This is a genomic window from Maricaulis salignorans (assembly GCF_900103475.1).
GTDB classification, from domain to species: Bacteria; Pseudomonadota; Alphaproteobacteria; order Caulobacterales; family Maricaulaceae; genus Maricaulis; species Maricaulis salignorans.
The window spans coordinates 67,048-85,504 of the sequence record NZ_FNHG01000006.1 but is presented as its reverse complement, the minus strand read 5'-3'; the positions used below and the strand labels follow the sequence as shown (position 1 = coordinate 85,504).

21 protein-coding genes are annotated in these 18,457 nt (G+C 60.3%); 7 read left to right on the top strand and 14 right to left on the bottom strand.

The window, feature by feature from the left end; translation table 11 throughout:
- The first annotated feature begins 36 nt into the window (after window positions 1–36).
- Complete coding sequence (gene hslV / locus BLT42_RS06975; protein ID WP_091769062.1) at window positions 37–600, top strand: ATP-dependent protease subunit HslV; 564 nt, start codon at window positions 37–39, stop codon at window positions 598–600.
- A gap of 22 nt (window positions 601–622) precedes the next feature.
- Here hslV and BLT42_RS06970 read toward each other — a convergent pair whose 3' ends face one another.
- Both BLT42_RS06970 and BLT42_RS06965 read right to left on the bottom strand, forming a co-directional pair.
- A complete protein-coding gene (locus BLT42_RS06970) occupies window positions 623–1,111 on the bottom strand; it encodes an anthrone oxygenase family protein (protein ID WP_091768917.1) in 489 nt (162 codons plus the stop codon).
- A gap of 30 nt (window positions 1,112–1,141) precedes the next feature.
- On the bottom strand, window positions 1,142–2,029 hold the full coding sequence (locus tag BLT42_RS06965; RefSeq protein ID WP_091768914.1) for an NmrA family NAD(P)-binding protein: 888 nt from the start codon (window positions 2,027–2,029) through the stop codon (window positions 1,142–1,144).
- 106 nt (window positions 2,030–2,135) lie between these two features.
- On the opposite strand from BLT42_RS06965, the gene BLT42_RS06960 reads away from it, so the two are divergent.
- The gene (locus BLT42_RS06960; RefSeq protein WP_091768911.1) at window positions 2,136–2,729 is read left to right on the top strand and encodes a TetR/AcrR family transcriptional regulator; all 594 of its coding nucleotides are present in this window, start codon (window positions 2,136–2,138) and stop codon (window positions 2,727–2,729) included.
- 355 nt (window positions 2,730–3,084) lie between these two features.
- On the opposite strand, the gene BLT42_RS06955 is transcribed toward BLT42_RS06960, so the two are convergent.
- From BLT42_RS06955 to BLT42_RS06940, 4 genes are all read right to left on the bottom strand, one after another.
- Window positions 3,085–3,639, bottom strand: coding sequence for a hypothetical protein (locus BLT42_RS06955; RefSeq protein WP_143024072.1), 555 nt, complete (start codon window positions 3,637–3,639; stop codon window positions 3,085–3,087).
- Between the two features lie 246 nt (window positions 3,640–3,885).
- Entirely contained in the window at window positions 3,886–4,302 is a 417-nt protein-coding gene (locus tag BLT42_RS06950) for a hypothetical protein (protein WP_233342367.1), read from the bottom strand.
- Window positions 4,303–4,621: 319 nt separating this feature from the next.
- Window positions 4,622–6,145, bottom strand: a complete 1,524-nt coding sequence (locus tag BLT42_RS14960) for a hypothetical protein (RefSeq protein ID WP_143024070.1) — start codon at window positions 6,143–6,145, stop codon at window positions 4,622–4,624.
- A gap of 454 nt (window positions 6,146–6,599) precedes the next feature.
- Window positions 6,600–7,052, bottom strand: a complete 453-nt coding sequence (locus tag BLT42_RS06940) for a VOC family protein (RefSeq protein ID WP_091768899.1) — start codon at window positions 7,050–7,052, stop codon at window positions 6,600–6,602.
- Between the two features lie 84 nt (window positions 7,053–7,136).
- On the opposite strand from BLT42_RS06940, the gene hslU reads away from it, so the two are divergent.
- A complete protein-coding gene (gene hslU / locus BLT42_RS06935; RefSeq protein WP_091769059.1) occupies window positions 7,137–8,441 on the top strand; it encodes an ATP-dependent protease ATPase subunit HslU in 1,305 nt (434 codons plus the stop codon).
- 255 nt (window positions 8,442–8,696) lie between these two features.
- Here the strand turns inward: hslU and BLT42_RS06930 are convergent, their stop codons facing one another.
- The 3 genes from BLT42_RS06930 to BLT42_RS06920 form a co-directional block, all read right to left on the bottom strand.
- Complete coding sequence (locus tag BLT42_RS06930) at window positions 8,697–9,182, bottom strand: Smr/MutS family protein (RefSeq protein WP_176780288.1); 486 nt, start codon at window positions 9,180–9,182, stop codon at window positions 8,697–8,699.
- Between the two features lie 91 nt (window positions 9,183–9,273).
- The gene (mltA, locus tag BLT42_RS06925; protein ID WP_233342366.1) at window positions 9,274–10,386 is read right to left on the bottom strand and encodes a murein transglycosylase A; all 1,113 of its coding nucleotides are present in this window, start codon (window positions 10,384–10,386) and stop codon (window positions 9,274–9,276) included.
- Window positions 10,387–10,504: 118 nt separating this feature from the next.
- On the bottom strand, window positions 10,505–11,134 hold the full coding sequence (locus BLT42_RS06920) for a Tim44/TimA family putative adaptor protein (protein ID WP_176780287.1): 630 nt from the start codon (window positions 11,132–11,134) through the stop codon (window positions 10,505–10,507).
- 194 nt (window positions 11,135–11,328) lie between these two features.
- Here BLT42_RS06920 and secB point away from each other — a divergent pair, with 194 nt between their 5' ends.
- Complete coding sequence (secB, locus tag BLT42_RS06915; RefSeq protein ID WP_091768890.1) at window positions 11,329–11,847, top strand: protein-export chaperone SecB; 519 nt, start codon at window positions 11,329–11,331, stop codon at window positions 11,845–11,847.
- Between the two features lie 10 nt (window positions 11,848–11,857).
- Here secB and dnaQ read toward each other — a convergent pair whose 3' ends face one another.
- From dnaQ to BLT42_RS06890, 5 genes are read right to left on the bottom strand one after another with little or no spacing between them, the layout of a single operon-like run.
- Window positions 11,858–12,559 carry a DNA polymerase III subunit epsilon gene (gene dnaQ, locus BLT42_RS06910; protein ID WP_233342365.1) on the bottom strand — a complete coding sequence of 234 codons (702 nt, stop codon included), beginning with the start codon at window positions 12,557–12,559 and terminating at the stop codon, window positions 11,858–11,860.
- A gap of 5 nt (window positions 12,560–12,564) precedes the next feature.
- Window positions 12,565–13,164 (bottom strand): dephospho-CoA kinase, encoded by a 600-nt coding sequence (coaE, locus tag BLT42_RS06905; RefSeq protein ID WP_091768887.1) that lies wholly within the window; start codon window positions 13,162–13,164, stop codon window positions 12,565–12,567.
- Window positions 13,161–14,006 (bottom strand): shikimate dehydrogenase family protein, encoded by an 846-nt coding sequence (locus BLT42_RS06900; protein ID WP_091768884.1) that lies wholly within the window; start codon window positions 14,004–14,006, stop codon window positions 13,161–13,163. Before BLT42_RS06900 ends, coaE begins: the two co-directional genes overlap by 4 nt.
- The gene (locus tag BLT42_RS06895; RefSeq protein WP_091768881.1) at window positions 14,003–14,596 is read right to left on the bottom strand and encodes a Maf family protein; all 594 of its coding nucleotides are present in this window, start codon (window positions 14,594–14,596) and stop codon (window positions 14,003–14,005) included. The genes BLT42_RS06900 and BLT42_RS06895 overlap by 4 nt, the downstream gene beginning before the upstream one ends.
- Window positions 14,593–15,432, bottom strand: a complete 840-nt coding sequence (locus BLT42_RS06890) for a pyruvate, water dikinase regulatory protein (RefSeq protein WP_091768878.1) — start codon at window positions 15,430–15,432, stop codon at window positions 14,593–14,595. Before BLT42_RS06890 ends, BLT42_RS06895 begins: the two co-directional genes overlap by 4 nt.
- Before the next feature lie 442 nt (window positions 15,433–15,874).
- Between BLT42_RS06890 and hemE the strand changes: the two genes are divergently transcribed.
- From hemE to BLT42_RS06875, 3 genes are read left to right on the top strand one after another with little or no spacing between them, the layout of a single operon-like run.
- Window positions 15,875–16,909 carry a uroporphyrinogen decarboxylase gene (gene hemE / locus BLT42_RS06885; protein ID WP_091769050.1) on the top strand — a complete coding sequence of 345 codons (1,035 nt, stop codon included), beginning with the start codon at window positions 15,875–15,877 and terminating at the stop codon, window positions 16,907–16,909.
- Between the two features lie 26 nt (window positions 16,910–16,935).
- Window positions 16,936–17,979 carry a ferrochelatase gene (gene hemH / locus BLT42_RS06880; protein ID WP_091768876.1) on the top strand — a complete coding sequence of 348 codons (1,044 nt, stop codon included), beginning with the start codon at window positions 16,936–16,938 and terminating at the stop codon, window positions 17,977–17,979.
- Between the two features lie 6 nt (window positions 17,980–17,985).
- Window positions 17,986–18,441, top strand: coding sequence for a CopD family protein (locus BLT42_RS06875; protein WP_091768871.1), 456 nt, complete (start codon window positions 17,986–17,988; stop codon window positions 18,439–18,441).
- Window positions 18,442–18,457 lie beyond the last annotated feature (16 nt).

Genomic DNA, 18,457 nt, shown 5'->3' with positions numbered 1-18,457 from the left:
CGGCCACATCTGTCTCTGCACAGCTTGGAGACCATGATGTCCAGACCTTCATCCACTGACGCCACGCAATGGCGCGGCACCACCATTCTCGCCGTGCGCAAGGGCAAGACCGTCGTGATCGCCGGTGACGGCCAGGTCTCCTTCGGGCCGACCGTGATGAAGGGCAATGCCAAGAAGGTCCGCCGGCTCGCCGACGGCAAGGTCGTCGCCGGATTCGCCGGCTCGACCGCCGACGCCTTCGCCCTGTTCGAACGCCTCGAGGCCAAGCTCGAGCAATATCCCTCCCAGCTCGCCCGCGCCTGTGTCGAACTGGCCAAGGACTGGCGCACCGACCGCTATCTGCGCAAGCTCGACGCCATGCTGATCGTCGCCGACACCAGCGCCACCTTCGTGCTGACCGGTGCCGGCGATGTCCTCGAACCGGAGCATGGCGTCGTCGCTGTGGGATCCGGCGGGAATTATGCCAGCTCGGCGGCACGGGCCCTGCTCGACTATGAAGCGGACCCGGAAATCATCACCCGCAAGGCGATGGCGATCGCGGCCGAGGTCTGCATCTACACCAATGACAATCTCACCATCGAGATACTGACCGCGCAATAGCGCCCCGGGCCCTTGCGCCCCCTCACACCAGCATGAAAGCTGCCGCCGCGAAACACAGCGAGGTCGCCAGCGACCCTGCGGCACGCCAGTGATTGAGCCCGGTCCAGCGGGTCAGATAGCGCTGCCAATAGGCCTGTGCCGCGTCATCCTGCGCATCCAGACCGGCAAGGCGTTTATTCATCGGCACATTCCCGAAACCGGTGACCAGGAAGACAGTGACCAGATAGATCATCGCGCCGAGATAGATCAGTGACTGACCCGGCCCTTCCAGATTGAAGAGCGCATAGGCGGCCAGCCCGTACACGCCCGGCAGAAGCAGGACGAAGGCGAGCAGGAAGGCCGAGCGCAGCACGGTGCGGTTTATTCCCTGCATCGCCTCGATTCCGCCGGCCGGTCTGGCCTGGGCCAGACCGCGCATGATGAAATCGGAGAAGGCCAGCAGGACACCGCTGACCAGGGCGCTGACAAGCGCCAGCAGGAGGCAGGCGATGGCGATCAATGTCGTCGACATGGTGATTTCCTTTCACTCGGGCGCCAGGTCTCAGGCGGCCATTGACCAGGCACCGGAACGGGCGGCATCGCGGGCGAAGTCGATGAAGTCGGCCGGTGGCCGCCCCAGCGCGCGCTGGACACCATCGCCCAGACGGGCATTGCGGCCGTCGAGCACGGTGGCCAGAAGGTAGTCGAGCAGCCAGACCATGGTTTCGCTCAGGCCGGCGGCGACCAGGCCGTCAATGAAAACCTCGTGCGGGATATCGACAAAGCGCACGCTGCGGCCCGTCACCTGGCTGATTTCGGCGGCGATATCGGCAAAGCTCAGCAGGCGCGGCCCGGTAACCTCGTAGAGCTCGCCGGCATGGCCCGGCTCGGTCAGCGCCGCGATGGCGACATCGGCAATATCATTGGCATCGACAAAGGGTTCGACCACATCGCCGGCCGGCAGGGCGATCTCGCCCGCCTGCACCATGGGGAGGAATTCGCCCTCGGTGAAATTCTGGTTGAACCAGCTGGCGCGCACGATGGTCCAGTCGAGACCGGAATCCTGCACGATGCGTTCACTGGCCTGGGCTTCGACCTCGCCGCGCCCGGAGAGCAGCACGATATGGCGCACACCCGCCGATTTCGCTGCGGCGACAAAGGCGGTGATCGCCTCGCCGGCGCCGGGAATTGCCAGATCGGGCGCGAAGGTGAGATAGACGGCGCTGACCCCTGTGAGCACAGCAGCCCAGCCGGCCGGCTTGTCCCAGTCGAAGGCGGCGGCAGCGCTGCGCGAGGCGATACGCACGGCATGGCCCAGGCGCATCAGGCCTTCAGCGACGCGCCGGCCGGTCTTGCCGCTGCCGCCAATGACCAGGATGAGGCCGGGCTTCTTGGCGGCCTGCGACGCGTCGCTGGCGGCGGGGCGGATGGAAGCTTTTGAATTGACCATGGCGATTTCCTCGTTTCGGGTGCTGTCTTGACACCGTGTAAAGTTTACATCGCCGCTATATGAGTTACCTTGACACCGTGTCAAGCGTGAATCGGAAAACTGCCCCATGTCCAAATCCGGTGAAGAAACCCGCACCCGCATCCTCAAGGCCTGCTGGACCCTGCTGGAACAGGGCCCCGACGCCCCGGCACGGATGAGCGATATCGCCCGCGCGGCCGGGGTCAGCCGCCAGGCCGTCTATCTGCATTTCCCCAACCGGACCGAGCTTTTGATCGCCACCACGCGCTTCATCGATGAGGCCTCGGACATTGACGAACGCCTCGCCACAAGCCGCGCCACCACGGGCGGACCGGCGCGTCTGGACGCCTATATCGAGGCCTGGGGGAATTATATTCCGGTGATCCATGGCGTCGGCAGCGCCCTGATGGCGATGGCCGCGACCGATGAGGCCGCCCGCGCCGCCTGGGCTGACCGCATGGCCGCCATGCGCCATGGCTGCGACGCCGCCATCCAGGCCATCGCCCGCGACCGCCGGCTACGCCCCGGTCTCGACCCCGTCCGCGCCACGGATCTGGTCTGGACCCTGCTCTCGGTGCGAAACTGGGAGCATCTGGTCAGCGATTGCGGCTGGACGCAGGACGATTATGTCAGCGAGATCAAACGGCTCGCCCGCGCCGCCGTGGTCGCGGACACGGACTGAGCCTCTCGAGTTTATTCCCCGCAGGCGCGAGTGAAGTGATAGCGTCCGCCGCGACGTTTGATTTCACACCCGGGGGGGCGCCGCTGCGTGCGCCGATACTGATATGTCTCATCTTCTCAATGCTCGGCCTAGGCGCCGGCCGGGGATTTACGAGGCGGGCTTTGCCGGGATTACGGCCAGCCTGGCGCAGTAACGAAGGCGCGCGCGCGGCGGCCCCCTTCGGCCGCTTCGCGGCCACTTCCCCCGCAAAGCGGGGGCAGAAAAATGCGTCGTCCTCCCCCGCCAGGCGGGGGAGGTGTCATCCTTCGCCCCGGCGAAGGATGACGGAGGGGGCTGAGCGCAGCGAGGGCGCGCCCTAAAGCGCGAAGTGAAACACCAGCACATCGAGCACCAGCGCCGCGAACAGGAGTGGCACCAGGATCTGGTGCAGCATTCGCGTCTTCCAGACCGCCAGCGCCAGGAAGGCGGCGAGGATGAAGGCCGAGGACAGATTATCCATGTTGACCAGCCCGTGACCAAAGCTCAGCGGCCGGTAGATGGTCGCGAACACCACGGTGGCGATGCCGAGCAGATAGGTCTGGCGCGTATTGGCAAAATAATGCCGGTCGTAATCCACCCCCTCCGCATCGTCGGGAAACAGAAGATGCGAGATGATGTAAAGCCCGATCGGCCCGCCCAGCATCAAAAGCAGGATCGGAAAGCTCCACGTCTCGACCAGCCGCTGGTCCCAAGCCTCCCACCATTGCTGCAGCAGGGCGATGAAGACCAGCGCCACCATCAAACTGTGCAACCAGTAAAACCGCGACCGCGCCCGATTTTGGATCTGCCGCGCCACATTGGTCAGCAATTCGGTCACGCCGAGCCCGACAATGATCGACAGCAACACCATCACAAATGAAAACCGGTCCATGCCTGGTGCTCCCCTGGCGTGGGGGCAGACTAGGGGGAAGCGGGGTGGTGGACAAATCGGGAGCCTCTTCCCCCAAAAATTCCACCCCCTTGTCAGGGTGACGGTATTTTGTGCGGTGGTGAGGAAATGGCGGACGCTGGCGCCGTGCTCCAAAGCGCATGCCTAGTGCTCCGCTGGCGTAGGGGGAGACTAGAGGGAATCGGGGTGGTGGAACCGTTTTCTAGCCGCGCAAGCGCGAACTCACCGCTATTGCCAAGGATGGCGTTCTCGATATTGGGGAATGGCATCGCGGCGTTGGAGCAAGCCAATCACTTCTGCATCCGTTACGCTCACCTGTTCCAGCGCAATCAAGATATGATCCTCAAACCAGCGGGTTAGATATCGTTGCAGTCCTGTATCTCGAACGTGCCTGTAAAACGTTTGGAGTACCGGGTAACCCTCACCCTTCGTGAGGCGACACCATATGTCTTTCTTGGTCAGACCCTCAAACTGGCCAAGCCAGGTTGCGAGGTAGCGCTCACGGGCGATGGCCTTCGCTTCCTCCAACAATGTCTCACGCTGGCGGTTGTTGGCGTCTCGTTGACGTTGAATTTCCTCCTGCGCTTTTCGGCAGGGCTCGCAGTGTATGCGCGTAAATTTCCGACTCCCACCCCAGTCGTTCATTTCGACCGAGGTTTCGACCAAGCCTGCGCCACAAGCGCATGGCGATTCGTGCAAAGCTATCTCTTCCCAACTCATGGGTTCAGGCTAGCTGAATTTCCAAAGAGGGAACACCAGACAATTGCCCGGGCGTCACACCCCGTCCCAAAACCCATGCCGAGATCCCGCCACCGGGGTTCAGCGCCGTCAAGGCGTAGACCCGCGAAGCGGCGCCAAGGGCGGCCTTGACGGCGCTGAACCCCGGTGGCCCACTGGCTGGCAAGGGATTTCTGAGGGAGCGCTGGGTGACACAAATTGCGTATGTCCCCAGTTTATCTATTTGCTAGAAGGGTAACAAATCGCTGATGTAATGGAATATATTCATACCATTTAGCGAGAAAGACTTCTGGAGTGAGTATATAAACACCCCAACGAACATCATAATCCGCAGGATAGAGACCATGCGCTCCCCAAAATCATTTAGCAAATTGTATGCATACGTAGTTATTGAGTAATAAAAACTATCAATAAATTCCATTACGGTAGAAATTGTGTTTGAAAACCAAGGGATTTCACTGATGGTTCTCGACAGATAAAGCATCCATAGCGCTATAAATGTGATAACTATATATTCTGGGTATAGTACGAAGAATGTGATTGCCGTATCAAAAGAAATTGGCCAGCTGTAAAAGTACGGATCTGCCGCTGCTTTCCATTGCGCGCCAGCTAGCCACAGACCAACTACCGAAATTAGAACACCGACTGATGCGAAGAATACTTGTAATTCGTTCGACCTAGCCCAAGAAAGCTCTTCCCTACGTGAGTCTAGAGATGCATTTAGGAAGCTCAAATCGTATTCAGTGGTTACATTGATCTTCACAAATGTTGTAAAGCTCTTTTCCGACCGTTTATGCCCGCCGAGATGAGTTTGAAATGATGCTGCATAGGCAGAAATACCGGACGCCTTTGAAAAATGTTCAATATTGTGCTTCCGCCGTGCACTTAGGATCGCACGAACGAGGGACCACATTGTCTCACGCCGCCAAGACTCATCATCACTTCGACTAGCGGGCGTAATCGGTATTAGATTATCTTGTTTATGGTAGTGATGATAATGACGATGCCCTGCGTCTTTGGCAAAATAGTAAGCCTGCTCAGCCATGGATCGAATGTAGTCAGAACGTCCGGCGTCTTCATCTCCTTCATAGCCGTCTAAGGGGAACGAGGATTCGATAGGCTCAATTCGGATTTCGCCAGTTCTGTACACCGCGAATTTAAACTGTACTAATGACAACCCCTCATCGGCTAGACCATCTATCTGCGTCTTAAATGTAGTAAATATTGATTTTGGACCAAACGGGTCTCTGTGATGAATGTATTCTTGGTGCGCAGCTTCGGCCTCTCGACATATACTTTTATAAAATCGGTTTCTTTTGTTGTGAAGTGCACGGCTTTGTTTTCCGTTCAAATATGCGTTCGCATTTTGGTCAATGATTATCGCAATTGTTCCAGTTAAACAGCCGAGTTCATCATCAAACGATTTAATGCCCTCAACTGTGTGAATTGGATGGAGTGCGCGTTCCGTGTTCGCGATCAAAAAATAGTCTGCAGCGACACGATGATATCTAAACACGTGGCGCAGCAGCCACGCAGGAATAATCAGGTCATGCGATTCGCGACGCTGCGCGATGAACACGTGACGGGTAGGTGTAGCCCCGTTGCCTGAAACATTTGCGGTGGAGAATTGGCTATCTCTCCCAAAGAGCCCAAATGAAAGGTGCCCTGTAGCGCAAGGCACCCATCCGGCGAAATGGTCGTTTGGGAAGGGCCAGGGGCCCGTTTGGGGGGTGTCGCTTCTATCAGTCATAGCGCACCATAAGGTGTCGCCGCCAAGGTTTGCAACTATCTAAAGACACGCGCCTTTTTATGGTAAGAGATCCCACCCTTTACGCTTCGATGGCTGTTGACACCACGACGCACATCTTCCTGTGGGCGCTCCCGCCCGTTTGGAAGGCTTGCTATGATTAGAGAGAGTATTCCACGGCCCTCGCGGCGTGCTTCGCGCAAATCCGTCGTTCCCAACTTCATAGAGCGAAATACACCAAATAGACTCAGCACCGCTAGAATCCCAAAAAGGACCGACAATGCCGATGTTAGAAGTTCATTGGTCATGGATTTCTCAGTTGCTCGATTCGAAAATGGCAGGCCATCTATAGCAATGCCCTCCGATAATCAAGCGCGCTCCCTTTATGATTCGATAATATGGTGTGATTTTCCGTGGGAAATCAAATTACAAATTTTCCACCGACACCCTCACCCCCTCACCGCGCAAAAATCCCCCCCTCATCCCGAAAGCACTTGAACTCCAGCGCATTCCCCGCCGGATCCCTCAGGAAAAACGTCCCCTGCTCGCCGGTTTCGCCCTTGAAGCGGACATAGGGTTCGAGGATGAATTTCACGCCGGCGGCCTTGAACCGTTCCGCGAGGTCTTCCCAGTCCTCCCAGGCCATCAGCAGGCCGAAATGGCGGACCGGGACGGCTTTGCCGTCGACACCGCCGGTGGCGACGTCCTGGCATTGGTCGGGGGACATCTGGCATTCCCCGGGCGCGAGGTGGGCGACGATCTGGTGGCCGTAGAAGTCGAAATCGACCCAGTTCTCGCTTGAGCGGCCTTCCGGGCAGGCCATGATGCCGCCATAGAAGGCGCGCGCCTTGTCAAGGTCGTCGACGGGGAAGGCCAGGTGGAAGCGGGGGCGTTGTTGATCGCTCTTCATGTCGGTAAATGCCTTTCAGCTCTGGTTTCATCGCTCCGTCCTGATTACATGGAGGGCGAAGCCAAGCCAAATGCGAAACCTGTCATGACTGAATTTACGCCGCGCGAAATTGTTTCCGAGCTCGACCGCTTTATTGTCGGCCAGGGCGATGCCAAGAAGGCGGTGGCGATCGCCCTGCGCAATCGCTGGCGCCGGCGTCAGCTTGAACCGGGCCTGCGCGAAGAGGTGATGCCGAAGAATATCCTGATGATCGGGCCCACCGGCGTCGGCAAGACCGAGATCTCGCGCCGCCTGGCCAGGCTGGCCGGGGCGCCCTTCATAAAAGTCGAGGCGACCAAGTTTACCGAGGTCGGCTATGTCGGCCGCGATGTCGACCAGATCGCCCGCGACCTGGTCGAGGTGGCGATCACCCTGGTGCGCGAAAACCGCCGCGAGGCGGTCAAGGCCCAGGCCGAAGCCCAAGCTGAGGACCGCGTGGTGGATGCCCTCGTCGGTCCCGGTGCCAGTCCGGCGACGCGCGAGAGCTTTCGCAAGCGGCTGCGTGATGGCGAGCTCGACGACAAGGATGTCGAGATCGAGCTCAATGATGCCGGCGGCATGCCGATGATGGATATTCCCGGCGTGCCCGGTGGCGGCGCCGGCGTGATCAATCTCGGCGATATCCTGGGCAAGGGTTTCGGCAAGAAGACCAAAACCGTGCGCATGAAGGTGCGCGAGGCCTATGAGCCGCTTTTGGCCGAGGAAGCCGACAAACTGCTCGATGATGCCGCGATCACGGCCGATGCCATCAAGCTGGCGGAAAATGACGGCATCGTCTTTCTCGACGAGATCGACAAGATTGTCGGCCGCTCCGACGCCCGCGGCGCGGATGTCTCCCGCGAAGGCGTGCAGCGGGACCTGCTGCCGCTGATCGAGGGCACCTCGGTGACCACCAAGCATGGCGTGATGAAGACCGACCATATCCTGTTTATCGCCTCGGGCGCCTTCCACCTGGCCAAACCGTCCGACATGCTGCCCGAATTGCAGGGCCGGCTGCCGATCCGCGTCGAACTGCAGGCGCTCAGCGAAGCCGATCTCAAACGCATTCTCACCGAACCGGAAGCCAGCCTGATCACGCAATATGTCGCGCTGATGGGCACGGAGGGCGTCACGCTCGATTTCACCGATGAAGCCATCGACGCGCTCGCTTCGCTGGCGCACGAGGTCAATGCCTCGGTCGAGAATATCGGCGCGCGGCGTTTGCAGACGGTGATGGAAAAACTGGTCGAGGAGATTTCATTCTCCGCCTCCGACCGCGATGGCGAGACGATTGTGATCGATCCGGATTATGTCGCCGAGCATGTCGGCAATCTGGCGAAGAATGTCGATCTGTCGAAATTCATTCTCTGACGGGCCGCGTTTTTGAGGCCGGAGCATTTTCAGCAAAAGTGGGAACCGGTTTTGCGGTTCGAAAATGCGACACCTGAGAATCCGTCCGGAGGTTCGAGCCGGGGGATGGTGTCGTCGGTTTTCCGCCTGCGGAATCGACTCCCGCAACAGGGTCCCCCGAGGCAGCGGCAAGCTGATGGCAGACCAGGCGATGATGAGCGGCAAATGAGTGGCAGGGCTGTGGCCGTCCAGGGGTAGCTTGAGCCACACGCCGGTTTACGGCTTCACCCGCCGCATGGTGACGTAAAAAGCGCCGCCCCCGCCATGGCGCAAATGCGCGATCGCATACCCTGACACCCACTGACGAAACTCCGGATTACCAAGCCATTCCGGCAATTTACGCCGCAAAACACCGGGCTCCTCATGGTTTTCCCACGGCTCGCTCTCGCGCTCGCGCGCCTTGAACCCCTTACCCGTGATGACCAGCACGGTCCTATAGCCATCGCGATAGGCCATCGCCAGAAAATTCCGCAATGTTCTCAGCGCCATATCCTGCGTCAGCCCATGCAAATCAATGCGCCCGTCAATCTCCAGACGCCCTTTACGCACCCGTTTCTCACCGCCCCGGTCAACCGGCAGAGCCGGCAGTTTCGGCTTGCTGTGCGGGTGGGGAAAATGGCTGTTCCTGAGTGACAACTTCTTGTCAGGTGCGGGTTTTTCAGGAGACAATTCAGGCGGTTCCGGATCGTCCAGCTTGTCCATCCGGTCCGGTGACAGCGGCTTGGTCGAGCTGGCAATCTTGCGCCAGATCGCCTTTTCCTCCGGACGCAGGGAGCGTTTGCGAGCCATCCGATCAGGCCGGCGGCGTCGCGTCGACGATGCGCTGCGCGACAGAAACCGGAAGCAAAACAGTCCACTGCGCCTGGGCCCGCGTCGTCCCGGCGCGCCGTTCCTCAAGCTCGCCCCAGCCCCAGAAGAAGTCACCACGCAGCGGACCATTGATCGCACCGCCGCCATCCTGGGTCACGACTAGCCCTGTCCAGGCAGGCATATCGGGCAGATCAGCGGCCAGCCAGACCGGTACGCCCCAGGCATGGAAGGCCGGGTCGACCGCGATCGAGGCCATCGGCGTCAGCGCCACACCGGAGGAGCCGCGCGGCCCCAAAGTCGGGTCGGTAAGGTCTTGTGTTTCAAAGAAAACATAGCGCGGATTGACCGAGAATAATTCCGCCGTCGCAGCGCTGCCATTGCGGTTCAGCCAGGCCTCAATGCCCGCTTTCGAGGCCGCATGGGCTTGCAGCTCCCCGCGTTCAATCAGCTCGCGCCCGATCGAGCGATAGGGCAGGCCATTATGCGCCGCGAAGGCCGCACGGCTCTGATTACCCCCGGCATCGACCAGCCGGCCGGAGCCCTGGATCTGCAGGAAGAACACATCAATCGGCCGGCCCCAGGCAAAAATCTCGCCGCGATTATCCACCTCGATCTCGGCCCGGTTATAATAGCGGACCAAAGACCCGTCATTGACCCGGCCCACAATCCGCCGCCCCGCCAGATCGGATTCAAACAGACCCAGATCCACCGAAACCAGATCCGCCGGGCGCCGCCGCAAGGGTTGGCTGAACTCACCATCCGCTTCGCCGCGCACTTCGACATAGGGTTCGTAATACCCGGTCAGCAAACCGGTTTCGCCGACAGCCTCGCCCGTTTCATCGAGCGCAATCGCCCGTACCGGCGCGAAAAAAGCCTCGAACGTCGCCTGCGCCGCCTCGGCCGTTGGCCCGGTCATCGCCGCCGCCGTACAGGCCGCACGCCAGTCACCGACCTGGCCGGCCCATGCGGCTCTCGGGCTCAAGGGCTCGGAATCGCTGCGATTATCAAGCCGGGCGCAGGACCGCATAAAGGCGCCCAGCGCGGCGCGCATATCGGCATCAGCCCAGCCCGGCAGGGCGTCCCAATGCGCCGGCAATAATTGAAGACCGGTCGGGAGGGGTTGTTCGACAGGTGGTTCCGGCTCGGGTTCGGGTTGTGGAACGGGCGCCGGCTGACACGCTGCCACTGACAGCGCGATCAGAAAGGCGGCCGGGCTATACCGCCGCCACACCGGTCAAGACCCAGTTCGGATTGGCATTATCGGTGCGGCGCTCAAACACCCAATTCTCGCGAACCGTGTTCAGAGTGCCCAGGTCACCGGACACGCGCTCCCCGTTTTCGCCAAGGGTTTCCGTAGCGATTTCAGCCTCAAAGCTGACCTTGACCCGCGCGATATGGCCCTCGTGCGAGGCTTCGCTGATCTCGGCCGCCTTGATCCGTTCGATCTCGGTCCGAACGCTTTGCTTGCGCTCATTGCGCGCCGCGATGGCATCGGCATAGCGCTGATAGACCTTGTCGGCGAGCAAGGGCCGCAAGGCCGCCAGATCGCCCTTGGCAAAGGCCTCGACGATCATCGTATAGGCCGCCCGGGCACCGCTGGTGAAGCTCTCGGGGTCAAAACCGGGATCCACCGCCGCAATCGCCTCGAGGCCTGCCGCCGCACGTCCTTCAAAGGCCGGACGCAAATGGCTCTGCGGCACATCAGACAGGGATGGGCGCGCATTTGGATCGCTCGCGGGCGGCGCTTCCATATGCCCCTCGCGCCGGCCGAGGGTCGAGTAGAGGCGGATCGCAATAAAGATCGCGATGCCGGCAAAAATGAGAGTGGATAGAAGTTCAAACATGTGATTGTCGCCGCTCGATTGGGCCGGTAGGGAATGTTGATCAGATATAGCCGCTATTTGTCCAGCCGTCAGCCTTGTCGCTGAAACCCAGCATGCTTGCTCCGGCCCGGCCCGCATGCTAACCGGCGCGCCTCGTTTCGTGTGGCCATTCTGGTCACGACCGTATCACCGACGCCCGTCCTGTGGGGATTTTCATGACCGACGCTCCATCCACGCCTGCCGAAAATACGCCGCCACTCCCGCCGCAGCTACGCATTCTCGCGCAGTATGTGAAGGATTTGTCATTCGAAAACCCGGGCGCGCCGGATTCCCTGCGCAATGCCCAGGCTCCCGGAATTGATCTGGCGATCGACGTCCAGGCCCGCACCGTCAGCGAAGGTGCTTTCGAAGTCGTGCTCAATATTTCCGCCAATGCCGCCCGTGAAGATGGCGATGTCGTCTTCATCACCGAGCTGGCCTATGGCGGCCTGTTCCAGCTGGCCAATGTTGCCGACATGGATCGCGAGCCCTTCCTGCTGATTGAATGTCCGCGTCTGCTCTTCCCCTTCGCCCGCCGTGTCCTGGCCGACGCGACGCGCGATGGTGGCTTCCCGCCGCTGATGCTGGATCCTGTTGATTTCGCCGGTCTCTATCGCCAGCAAATGCTCAAGCGGGCTGCTGCTGTCCCGGGCGCCGACACCAATGGCAATGGCGCACCTGAAGCGGGCAATTAGCCCGTTTCGGTCAGCCCTGGCCGATCGTCAGTTTTTTCCAGAGCGCGTTTTCGCCCAGCTCCTCAATGAAGGCAGCATGGGCGGCGCGCTCTGATTCTGTCTGGGCCCGGTTGAGCGGGCTGGGCCGCACGGCCTGCGGCGGAAAGACGACTTCGCCCGGCCCGGCCTCTCCCTGACCACTGAGATCCAACGCGCGGGTGCGACCGCCCGATAGCTCGAGATAAACCTCGGCGAGCAGCTGGGCATCGATCAGGGCACCGTGTTTCTCACGGCTTTCCAGCGAGATATCAAAGCGTTTGCACAAGGCGTCGAGGGAGACATAGGAGCCGGGGAATTTGGCCCGTGCGATCCGGGCGGTATCCTTGAACCGGGCCTCGGCATAGCCGGGACGCCCGAGCCGCTCGAGCTCCATATTGATGAAGCCGCGGTCGAAGGGCGCATTATGCGCGACCAGTCCGGCATCACCCACAAAGTCGATGAATTCCTCGGCGATCTGTGAAAACAGGGGTTTGTCCGCGAGGAAGGCATCGGTCAGCCCGGTGATCTCGACGACTTCCTTCGGCGTCGAGCGCTGCGGATTGACATAGGCATGCCAGGTGCGGCCGGTCGGGATGAAGTCGATGATCTCGACACAGCCCAGCTCGGTCACGCGATCGCCGGATGTCGCGTACAGGCCGGTAGTCTCGGTATCGAAAACGATTTCGCGCATCATAATCCTCAGCCCCCGGCCTGTTCGCGTATCGAACTCAGGATCTGCTCCAGCTGGCGCCGGGCATCCTCCAGGCCACCGGACGTCTCAACCCGATAATCCGCCCGCGCCAGCTTGCTCGAATCATCGAGCTGGCGGGCGATTATGGCGTCCAGCTTCGCGTCCGTCATGCCCGGCCGCTGCAGGACACGCGCCCGGCGCTCCGCCTCGGGGGCATAGACGACCAGGACATGATCAACATCTTCGTGGGCGCCGGTCTCGAACAGGAGTGGAATATCAAACACGACCAGATCTGCGCCGCGCTCATGCGCTTCGTGGAGAAAGGCTTCACGCTGCTCAAGCACAAGCGGGTGAACGATGGCTTCCAGCCGCGCGAACCCGCTCGGGTCTTCATGCAGAGCCGCGGAGAGGCGCGACCGGTCGATCGCACCGTCCACCACGACGCCGGGAAACATCTCACCAACCGGGCCGACCGCCTTGCCACCCTTTGCATAAAGCGCGTGCACACTGGCGTCGGAGTCAAACACCGGTATGCCGGCCTCGGCCATCAGGGCCGCGGTCGCGGATTTGCCCATGCCGATAGAGCCGGTCAGTCCGATAATCTTCATAGCGCCGGCTCCAGCATGGCGTGCAACAGGGCGTGGGCATCAACCCCTTCCGGCGGTGCAATGCCGAAAAACGCCTCAAAGCTCGGCCGGGCCTGACCAATCAACATGCCCAGCCCATCGACCGTCCCAAGCCCGCATTTGGCGGCGTCGCGCAGAAATCCCGTCTGCAACGGCTTGTAGACGCTGTCAGCGGCAACAGCGTCCGTCGGCGCCCTTCGCCAGTCCATGACAAGATCACCGGCGCCCGAGAGTCCCAGGGAGGTGGCATTCACGATGAGCGCGGCACCATCGAGCGCCTGGTCACGATCATCCCAGTCATGAATTCGGGCGTCCGGCACCAGATCGCGCGCCAGGTCCGCCGCATTCGAGCGACTGCGATTGCTCAGCCGGATCTCCGGAACACCGGCCTGATGAAGGGCATAGGCGATTGCCCTCGCCGCACCGCCGGCACCGAGAACCAGGGCCGGTCCGCGCTCCGGGTCGACGCCCCGGGCGAGAAGGGCGCCGAGAAAGCCAGCCGCATCAGTATTGTCCGCGTGGATCATTCCATCGCGGAATGTCAGGAGATTGGCAGCGCCAATTGCGCGAGCTGCCGGGCTGACCTGATCAGCGATCGCCAGGGCGGTCTGCTTGTGGGGCAAGGTAATATTGAGGCCCGAGCATTGAGTCCGGGCCAGGGCGCGAAAGAAGGCCTCTGCATCGTCTGGCGCAATCCTGAACGGCGAATAGACCGCGTCCAGTCCGGCGGCTTTAATCCACGCCGCCATCAGGCTGGGCGAGAGTGAATGGGCAATCGGATCGCCGGCCACGCCGGCCAGTCTGGCTGCGCCGGTGGGTTTCATGACGTCAGCAGGCCATGCTGACGCAAGGCGCTCATCACGGGCAGGAGCGGCAATCCGAGCACGGCATGAAAATCACCATCGACCCGGTCAAATAATTGCGCGCCCAGGCCTTCAAAGGCGTAAGCCCCGACGCTGGCTGTCAATTCATCACCAGCTTCGGCCAGATAGTGATCCAGGAAAGCATCGGAGAAATCGCGCACCCAGAGGGTTGAGCTTTGTTGGTGCTGCCATACCGGCTTTCCGGCCTGGGCGAGCGTCAAACCGGCATGAAGCTGGTGTGGCTGGCCCCGCATGGCGGACAGGCGTTGCCGCGCCAGATCCCGGCGGGGCAGCTTGTCGAGCAGGGCGCCATCGAGCTCCATGGTCTGATCAGCTCCCAGCACCAGCGCATCGGGATGCCGGCTCGACACCTGTACTGCCTTGGCCTGGCCGAGCAATACAGCCATGGCCGAGGGCGAGAGCGCGGCGTTTTCCTGCTTCAACAGGTCCTCATCGACATTGGACTTGATGATCTCGAACGCAATTCCGGCGTCCTGGAGGATCTGGCGCCGGATCTGGCTGCCCGAGGCAAGGATTAGACGGGCGGTCATTTGCGACCCCGCTTTTCATTGAGCATATTGATGATCTTGGCAGCGGTTTCCTCGACCGACCGGCGTGTCACATCGATATTGGGCCAGCCATGCTTGGCGTAGAGCCGCTTGGCCTCAACGATCTCGTCTCGAACGGCGAAGTCATCGATATAGTCGGTCGACCGGTCTTCATTCAGCGTCAACAGCCGGTTGCGCCGGATCTGGACGATGCGTTCCGGCGAGGCCGTCAGACCGACGATCAATGGATTACGCAGTGAGAACAGGAATTCAGGCGCCGGCACACCGCGAACAAGCGGTATATTGGCCGCGCGATAGCCGCGATGGGCGAGATAGATACTGGTCGGAGTCTTGGATGTCCGGCTGACGCCCAGCAGAATGATATCGGCATTCTCGAAATTATCGCCCTGGCCATCATCATGCGCCATGGCGAAGTTCAACGCGTCCATCCGGTGATAGTAGTCAGCATCCAAAGCCCGCTGCGCGCCCGCCCGGCTGGCCATGGCCCGGCCGAGATAGGTGCTCAAGGTCGCGAGCATCGGGTCAAGAATGGCTATCGCCGGCACACCCAGATCGGCGCAGCGCGTCTCCAGGTCCCGGCGCAGTTCGGAATTGACGATCGTGTACATCACAACGCCCGGATAACCCTCGATCTCCTCCAGCACACGATCGAGCTGACGGGGCGAACGCACAAGCGCGTAAAGGTGTTCAAGCGGGTTGGTGTGTTCGAATTGCGCGACGGAGGCGCGCATCACTTCCATCAGGGTTTCTCCGGTCGAATCGGAGACCATGTGGATATGGAATGACGTATTCAACCGTGGCCTTGATGTCGTTGGCATGATGATCGGGGCCTCGAGGGTGTTTACGAATTGTTAATAAGTATGAAGATTTTCCCCAAGCGATCGTTGCGGATCCCTGGAGTGTGGGTTTCACCGGGTATGACCCGGTACTACCCACACGTCTATCCACAATGAAAGTCCTGTGAAAAACCGTATGATAACCTGAATGTTCGAAGCCCATTTGAACAAGGTTTCACAGAGAATTCAACATATGTATCTGGCGTAAATTATTGTTTTGTATGGCGTGAGCTTATTTATTCCCGTTAGCGACAAACTTGTGAGCGCGCCGAGTTAGCGTGGACAGACTTGTCCGGTATGGCCGGATAAGTTTCTGAGTTCACGACATTCACGGTCCTACAATTATCACAATAAAAAAACATATATATTTGGGTGAAAGCGCCGCATTGAATGATCGGTCAGAGAAGACTAATCAGGCCCAATGATGCTGACGCCCCAAAAACCCCTCCTCGCCGTTCTTGCCGGTGAGACCCGCACGCCACCACCTGTGTGGCTGATGCGGCAAGCCGGCCGTTATCTGGCAGAATATCGCCAGGTCCGGTCAAAAGCAGCCAATTTCATTGAATTCTGCTTCACCCCTGAACTTGCTGCCGAAGTGACGCTGCAGCCGATCCGGCGCTTCGGATTCGATGCAGCGATCATGTTTGCGGACATATTGCTGATCCCGATCGCACTGGGACGCAAGGTCTGGTTTGTCACCGGAGAGGGTCCGAAGCTGGAACCATTCAATCCGGCAGATTTCGAGGGTTTGACCGAAGGGCGTGTGGCAGAAGTTCTGGCACCGATCGGCGAGACCTTGCGACTGGTGAAGCCTCAATTGCCCGACAACACCACGCTGATCGGCTTTGCCGGCTCACCCTGGACCGTCGCCACCTACATGGTCGAAGGCGGGGGATCGAAGGATCGCTATGCAACCCGCGTGGCGGCCTGGAGTGATCCGGTTGCCTTTGACGGCATGCTCGACCGGATTGCAGACGCGACGGCCGAATATCTCATCATGCAGGCCAACGCCGGCGCTGAAGTGCTGAAGCTTTTCGACAGCTGGGCTGAAGGCCTGCCAGAACCCTTGTTCGAACGGGTGATTATTCGCCCGACGCGGCGGATCGTTGATCGGGTCCGGGCCGCCGGGATTGATGTTCCGATTATCGGCTTTCCGCGCGGTGCCGGAACCCTCTACCCGCGCTATGCTCGCGAAACCGGCGTGACAGCACTGGCGCTGGACACCGCGGTTCAGCCCGAATGGGCACGTTCGGTCCTGCCCGATAATTTGCCGGTCCAGGGGCATCTGGACCCGTCCGTACTGCGTGCCGGCGGAGCTGTGCTCGACAGCGAAGTCGACCGCTTGCTTGAAGCCTGGTCGGGTCGACCGCATATTTTCAATCTCGGTCACGGCATCACACCGGACGTACCGGTCGCGCATGTCGAGCAATTGCTGGCGCGGATTCGGCGATCAGCCTGAGGTCCAGCGGGATGACGGAGTTGAACATGGCCAAGACGCAGAAAAGACTGGCAATCGTGCTGTTCAATCTCGGCGGTCCCGACGGACCCGAGGCGGTAAAGCCATTCCTGCGCAATTTGTTCCGCGATCCGGCAATTATCGGCGCGCCAACGCCGCTTCGCCAGTTTCTCGCCTGGATGATCTCGACCTTGCGGGCCAAGTCAGCGCGCGCAAATTACGCGAAAATGGGTGGCGGATCGCCGCTTGTGCCGGAAACACTCAAGCAGATCGAGGCTTTGGCCCCCTTGATGGCGGAGCGTTTTCCGGACCGTGAAATCCGGATCTGGCCGGCCATGCGTTATTGGCACCCCTTGACCGAAGACGTGGCGCAAGAGGTGGCCGGCTGGCAGCCGGACGAAACGGTTTTGCTGCCCCTTTACCCGCATTTTTCGACGACCACGACCGGGTCTTCGCTGGGCGCATGGCGCAAGGCCGGCGGGCCGGAAACCCATACGGTTTGCTGCTATCCGGTCGAAGCCGGTTTCATCGAGGCCCATGCTCAACTGATCCGGGCCAGCTGGGAGGCCGCCGGCCGACCGGAAAACATCCGCTTGCTGTTTTCCGCCCATGGTCTGCCGGAAAAAGTGATTGCGGCGGGCGACCCCTATCAATGGCAAATCGAGCAGACCGCCAGCGCTGTCGCAGCCTTGCTGCCTGAATTTTCCGATTGGCAGGTTTGCTATCAAAGCCGCGTCGGTCCGCTGAAATGGATCGGACCATCGACCGATGATGCCGTTCGCCAGGCAGGGAATGACGGCAAGGCCATCTTGCTCACCCCGATCGCCTTTGTGTCGGAGCATATCGAGACTCTGGTCGAACTGGACGAGGAGTATGGCGAGCTCGCGCAGGAAAGCGGTGTGAGCAGCTATACAAGGGTCCCGGCTCTGGGAACGGCACCGCAATTCATTGCAGCGCTTGCGAATATCGTTGCGGGCGCCATGTCGGCTCCGACGCGGCTCGGGCCTCCGGACGGTCAACGCCTCTGTCCGGTTGCGTGCCCGGCTTGCCCAATGGCATTGAAGGAAGCCTAGTTCGTCATGATCCTTGCTGCCTATGACTGGTTACGCGCGCTACATATCCTGGCGGTCATCGCCTGGATGGCGGGACTGCTCTATCTGCCGCGCCTGTTTGTCTATCATTGCGCCGCTATCCCCGATGGCGAGCTCGATACAACGCTCAGGCTCCAGGAAACCCGCTTGCTGAAAATCATCATGAATCCGGCCATGATTGCGGTCTGGATTTTCGGAGTTCTTCTGGTCTGGGCCAATGCCGAGCGCGCTGGTAGCTGGACCGTCTTTCTCAGCCTGGCATGGATGGGAAAGTTTGTGCTGGTCTCTGTCATGACGGGGCTCCACCACGTTCTGGCCCTGCGCTATAAGCGTTTTCAGAACGGCACGAATGAGTGGTCAGATCGCTCATACCGAATTCTCAACGAGATGCCGTTTCTTGCGGCCATCCTGATCGTGCTGATTGCCGTTGTGGCCTTGCGCTAGGGCATAAAACCTCGTG

Excerpts from the sequence above, each read along its gene's own strand:
- hslV (WP_091769062.1), top strand. The coding sequence starts at position 37 with ATGTCCAGACCTTCATCCACTGACGCCACGCAATGGCGCGGCACCACC.
- BLT42_RS06970 (WP_091768917.1), bottom strand. The coding sequence starts at position 1,111 with ATGTCGACGACATTGATCGCCATCGCCTGCCTCCTGCTGGCGCTTGTC.
- BLT42_RS06965 (WP_091768914.1), bottom strand. The coding sequence starts at position 2,029 with ATGGTCAATTCAAAAGCTTCCATCCGCCCCGCCGCCAGCGACGCGTCG.
- BLT42_RS06960 (WP_091768911.1), top strand. The coding sequence starts at position 2,136 with ATGTCCAAATCCGGTGAAGAAACCCGCACCCGCATCCTCAAGGCCTGC.
- BLT42_RS06955 (WP_143024072.1), bottom strand. The coding sequence starts at position 3,639 with ATGGACCGGTTTTCATTTGTGATGGTGTTGCTGTCGATCATTGTCGGG.
- BLT42_RS06950 (WP_233342367.1), bottom strand. The coding sequence starts at position 4,302 with ATGAACGACTGGGGTGGGAGTCGGAAATTTACGCGCATACACTGCGAG.
- BLT42_RS14960 (WP_143024070.1), bottom strand. The coding sequence starts at position 6,145 with ATGACTGATAGAAGCGACACCCCCCAAACGGGCCCCTGGCCCTTCCCA.
- BLT42_RS06940 (WP_091768899.1), bottom strand. The coding sequence starts at position 7,052 with ATGAAGAGCGATCAACAACGCCCCCGCTTCCACCTGGCCTTCCCCGTC.
- hslU (WP_091769059.1), top strand. The coding sequence starts at position 7,137 with ATGACTGAATTTACGCCGCGCGAAATTGTTTCCGAGCTCGACCGCTTT.
- BLT42_RS06930 (WP_176780288.1), bottom strand. The coding sequence starts at position 9,182 with ATGGACAAGCTGGACGATCCGGAACCGCCTGAATTGTCTCCTGAAAAA.
- BLT42_RS06920 (WP_176780287.1), bottom strand. The coding sequence starts at position 11,134 with ATGTTTGAACTTCTATCCACTCTCATTTTTGCCGGCATCGCGATCTTT.
- secB (WP_091768890.1), top strand. The coding sequence starts at position 11,329 with ATGACCGACGCTCCATCCACGCCTGCCGAAAATACGCCGCCACTCCCG.
- dnaQ (WP_233342365.1), bottom strand. The coding sequence starts at position 12,559 with ATGATGCGCGAAATCGTTTTCGATACCGAGACTACCGGCCTGTACGCG.
- coaE (WP_091768887.1), bottom strand. The coding sequence starts at position 13,164 with ATGAAGATTATCGGACTGACCGGCTCTATCGGCATGGGCAAATCCGCG.
- BLT42_RS06900 (WP_091768884.1), bottom strand. The coding sequence starts at position 14,006 with ATGAAACCCACCGGCGCAGCCAGACTGGCCGGCGTGGCCGGCGATCCG.
- BLT42_RS06895 (WP_091768881.1), bottom strand. The coding sequence starts at position 14,596 with ATGACCGCCCGTCTAATCCTTGCCTCGGGCAGCCAGATCCGGCGCCAG.
- BLT42_RS06890 (WP_091768878.1), bottom strand. The coding sequence starts at position 15,432 with ATGCCAACGACATCAAGGCCACGGTTGAATACGTCATTCCATATCCAC.
- hemE (WP_091769050.1), top strand. The coding sequence starts at position 15,875 with ATGCTGACGCCCCAAAAACCCCTCCTCGCCGTTCTTGCCGGTGAGACC.
- hemH (WP_091768876.1), top strand. The coding sequence starts at position 16,936 with ATGGCCAAGACGCAGAAAAGACTGGCAATCGTGCTGTTCAATCTCGGC.
- BLT42_RS06875 (WP_091768871.1), top strand. The coding sequence starts at position 17,986 with ATGATCCTTGCTGCCTATGACTGGTTACGCGCGCTACATATCCTGGCG.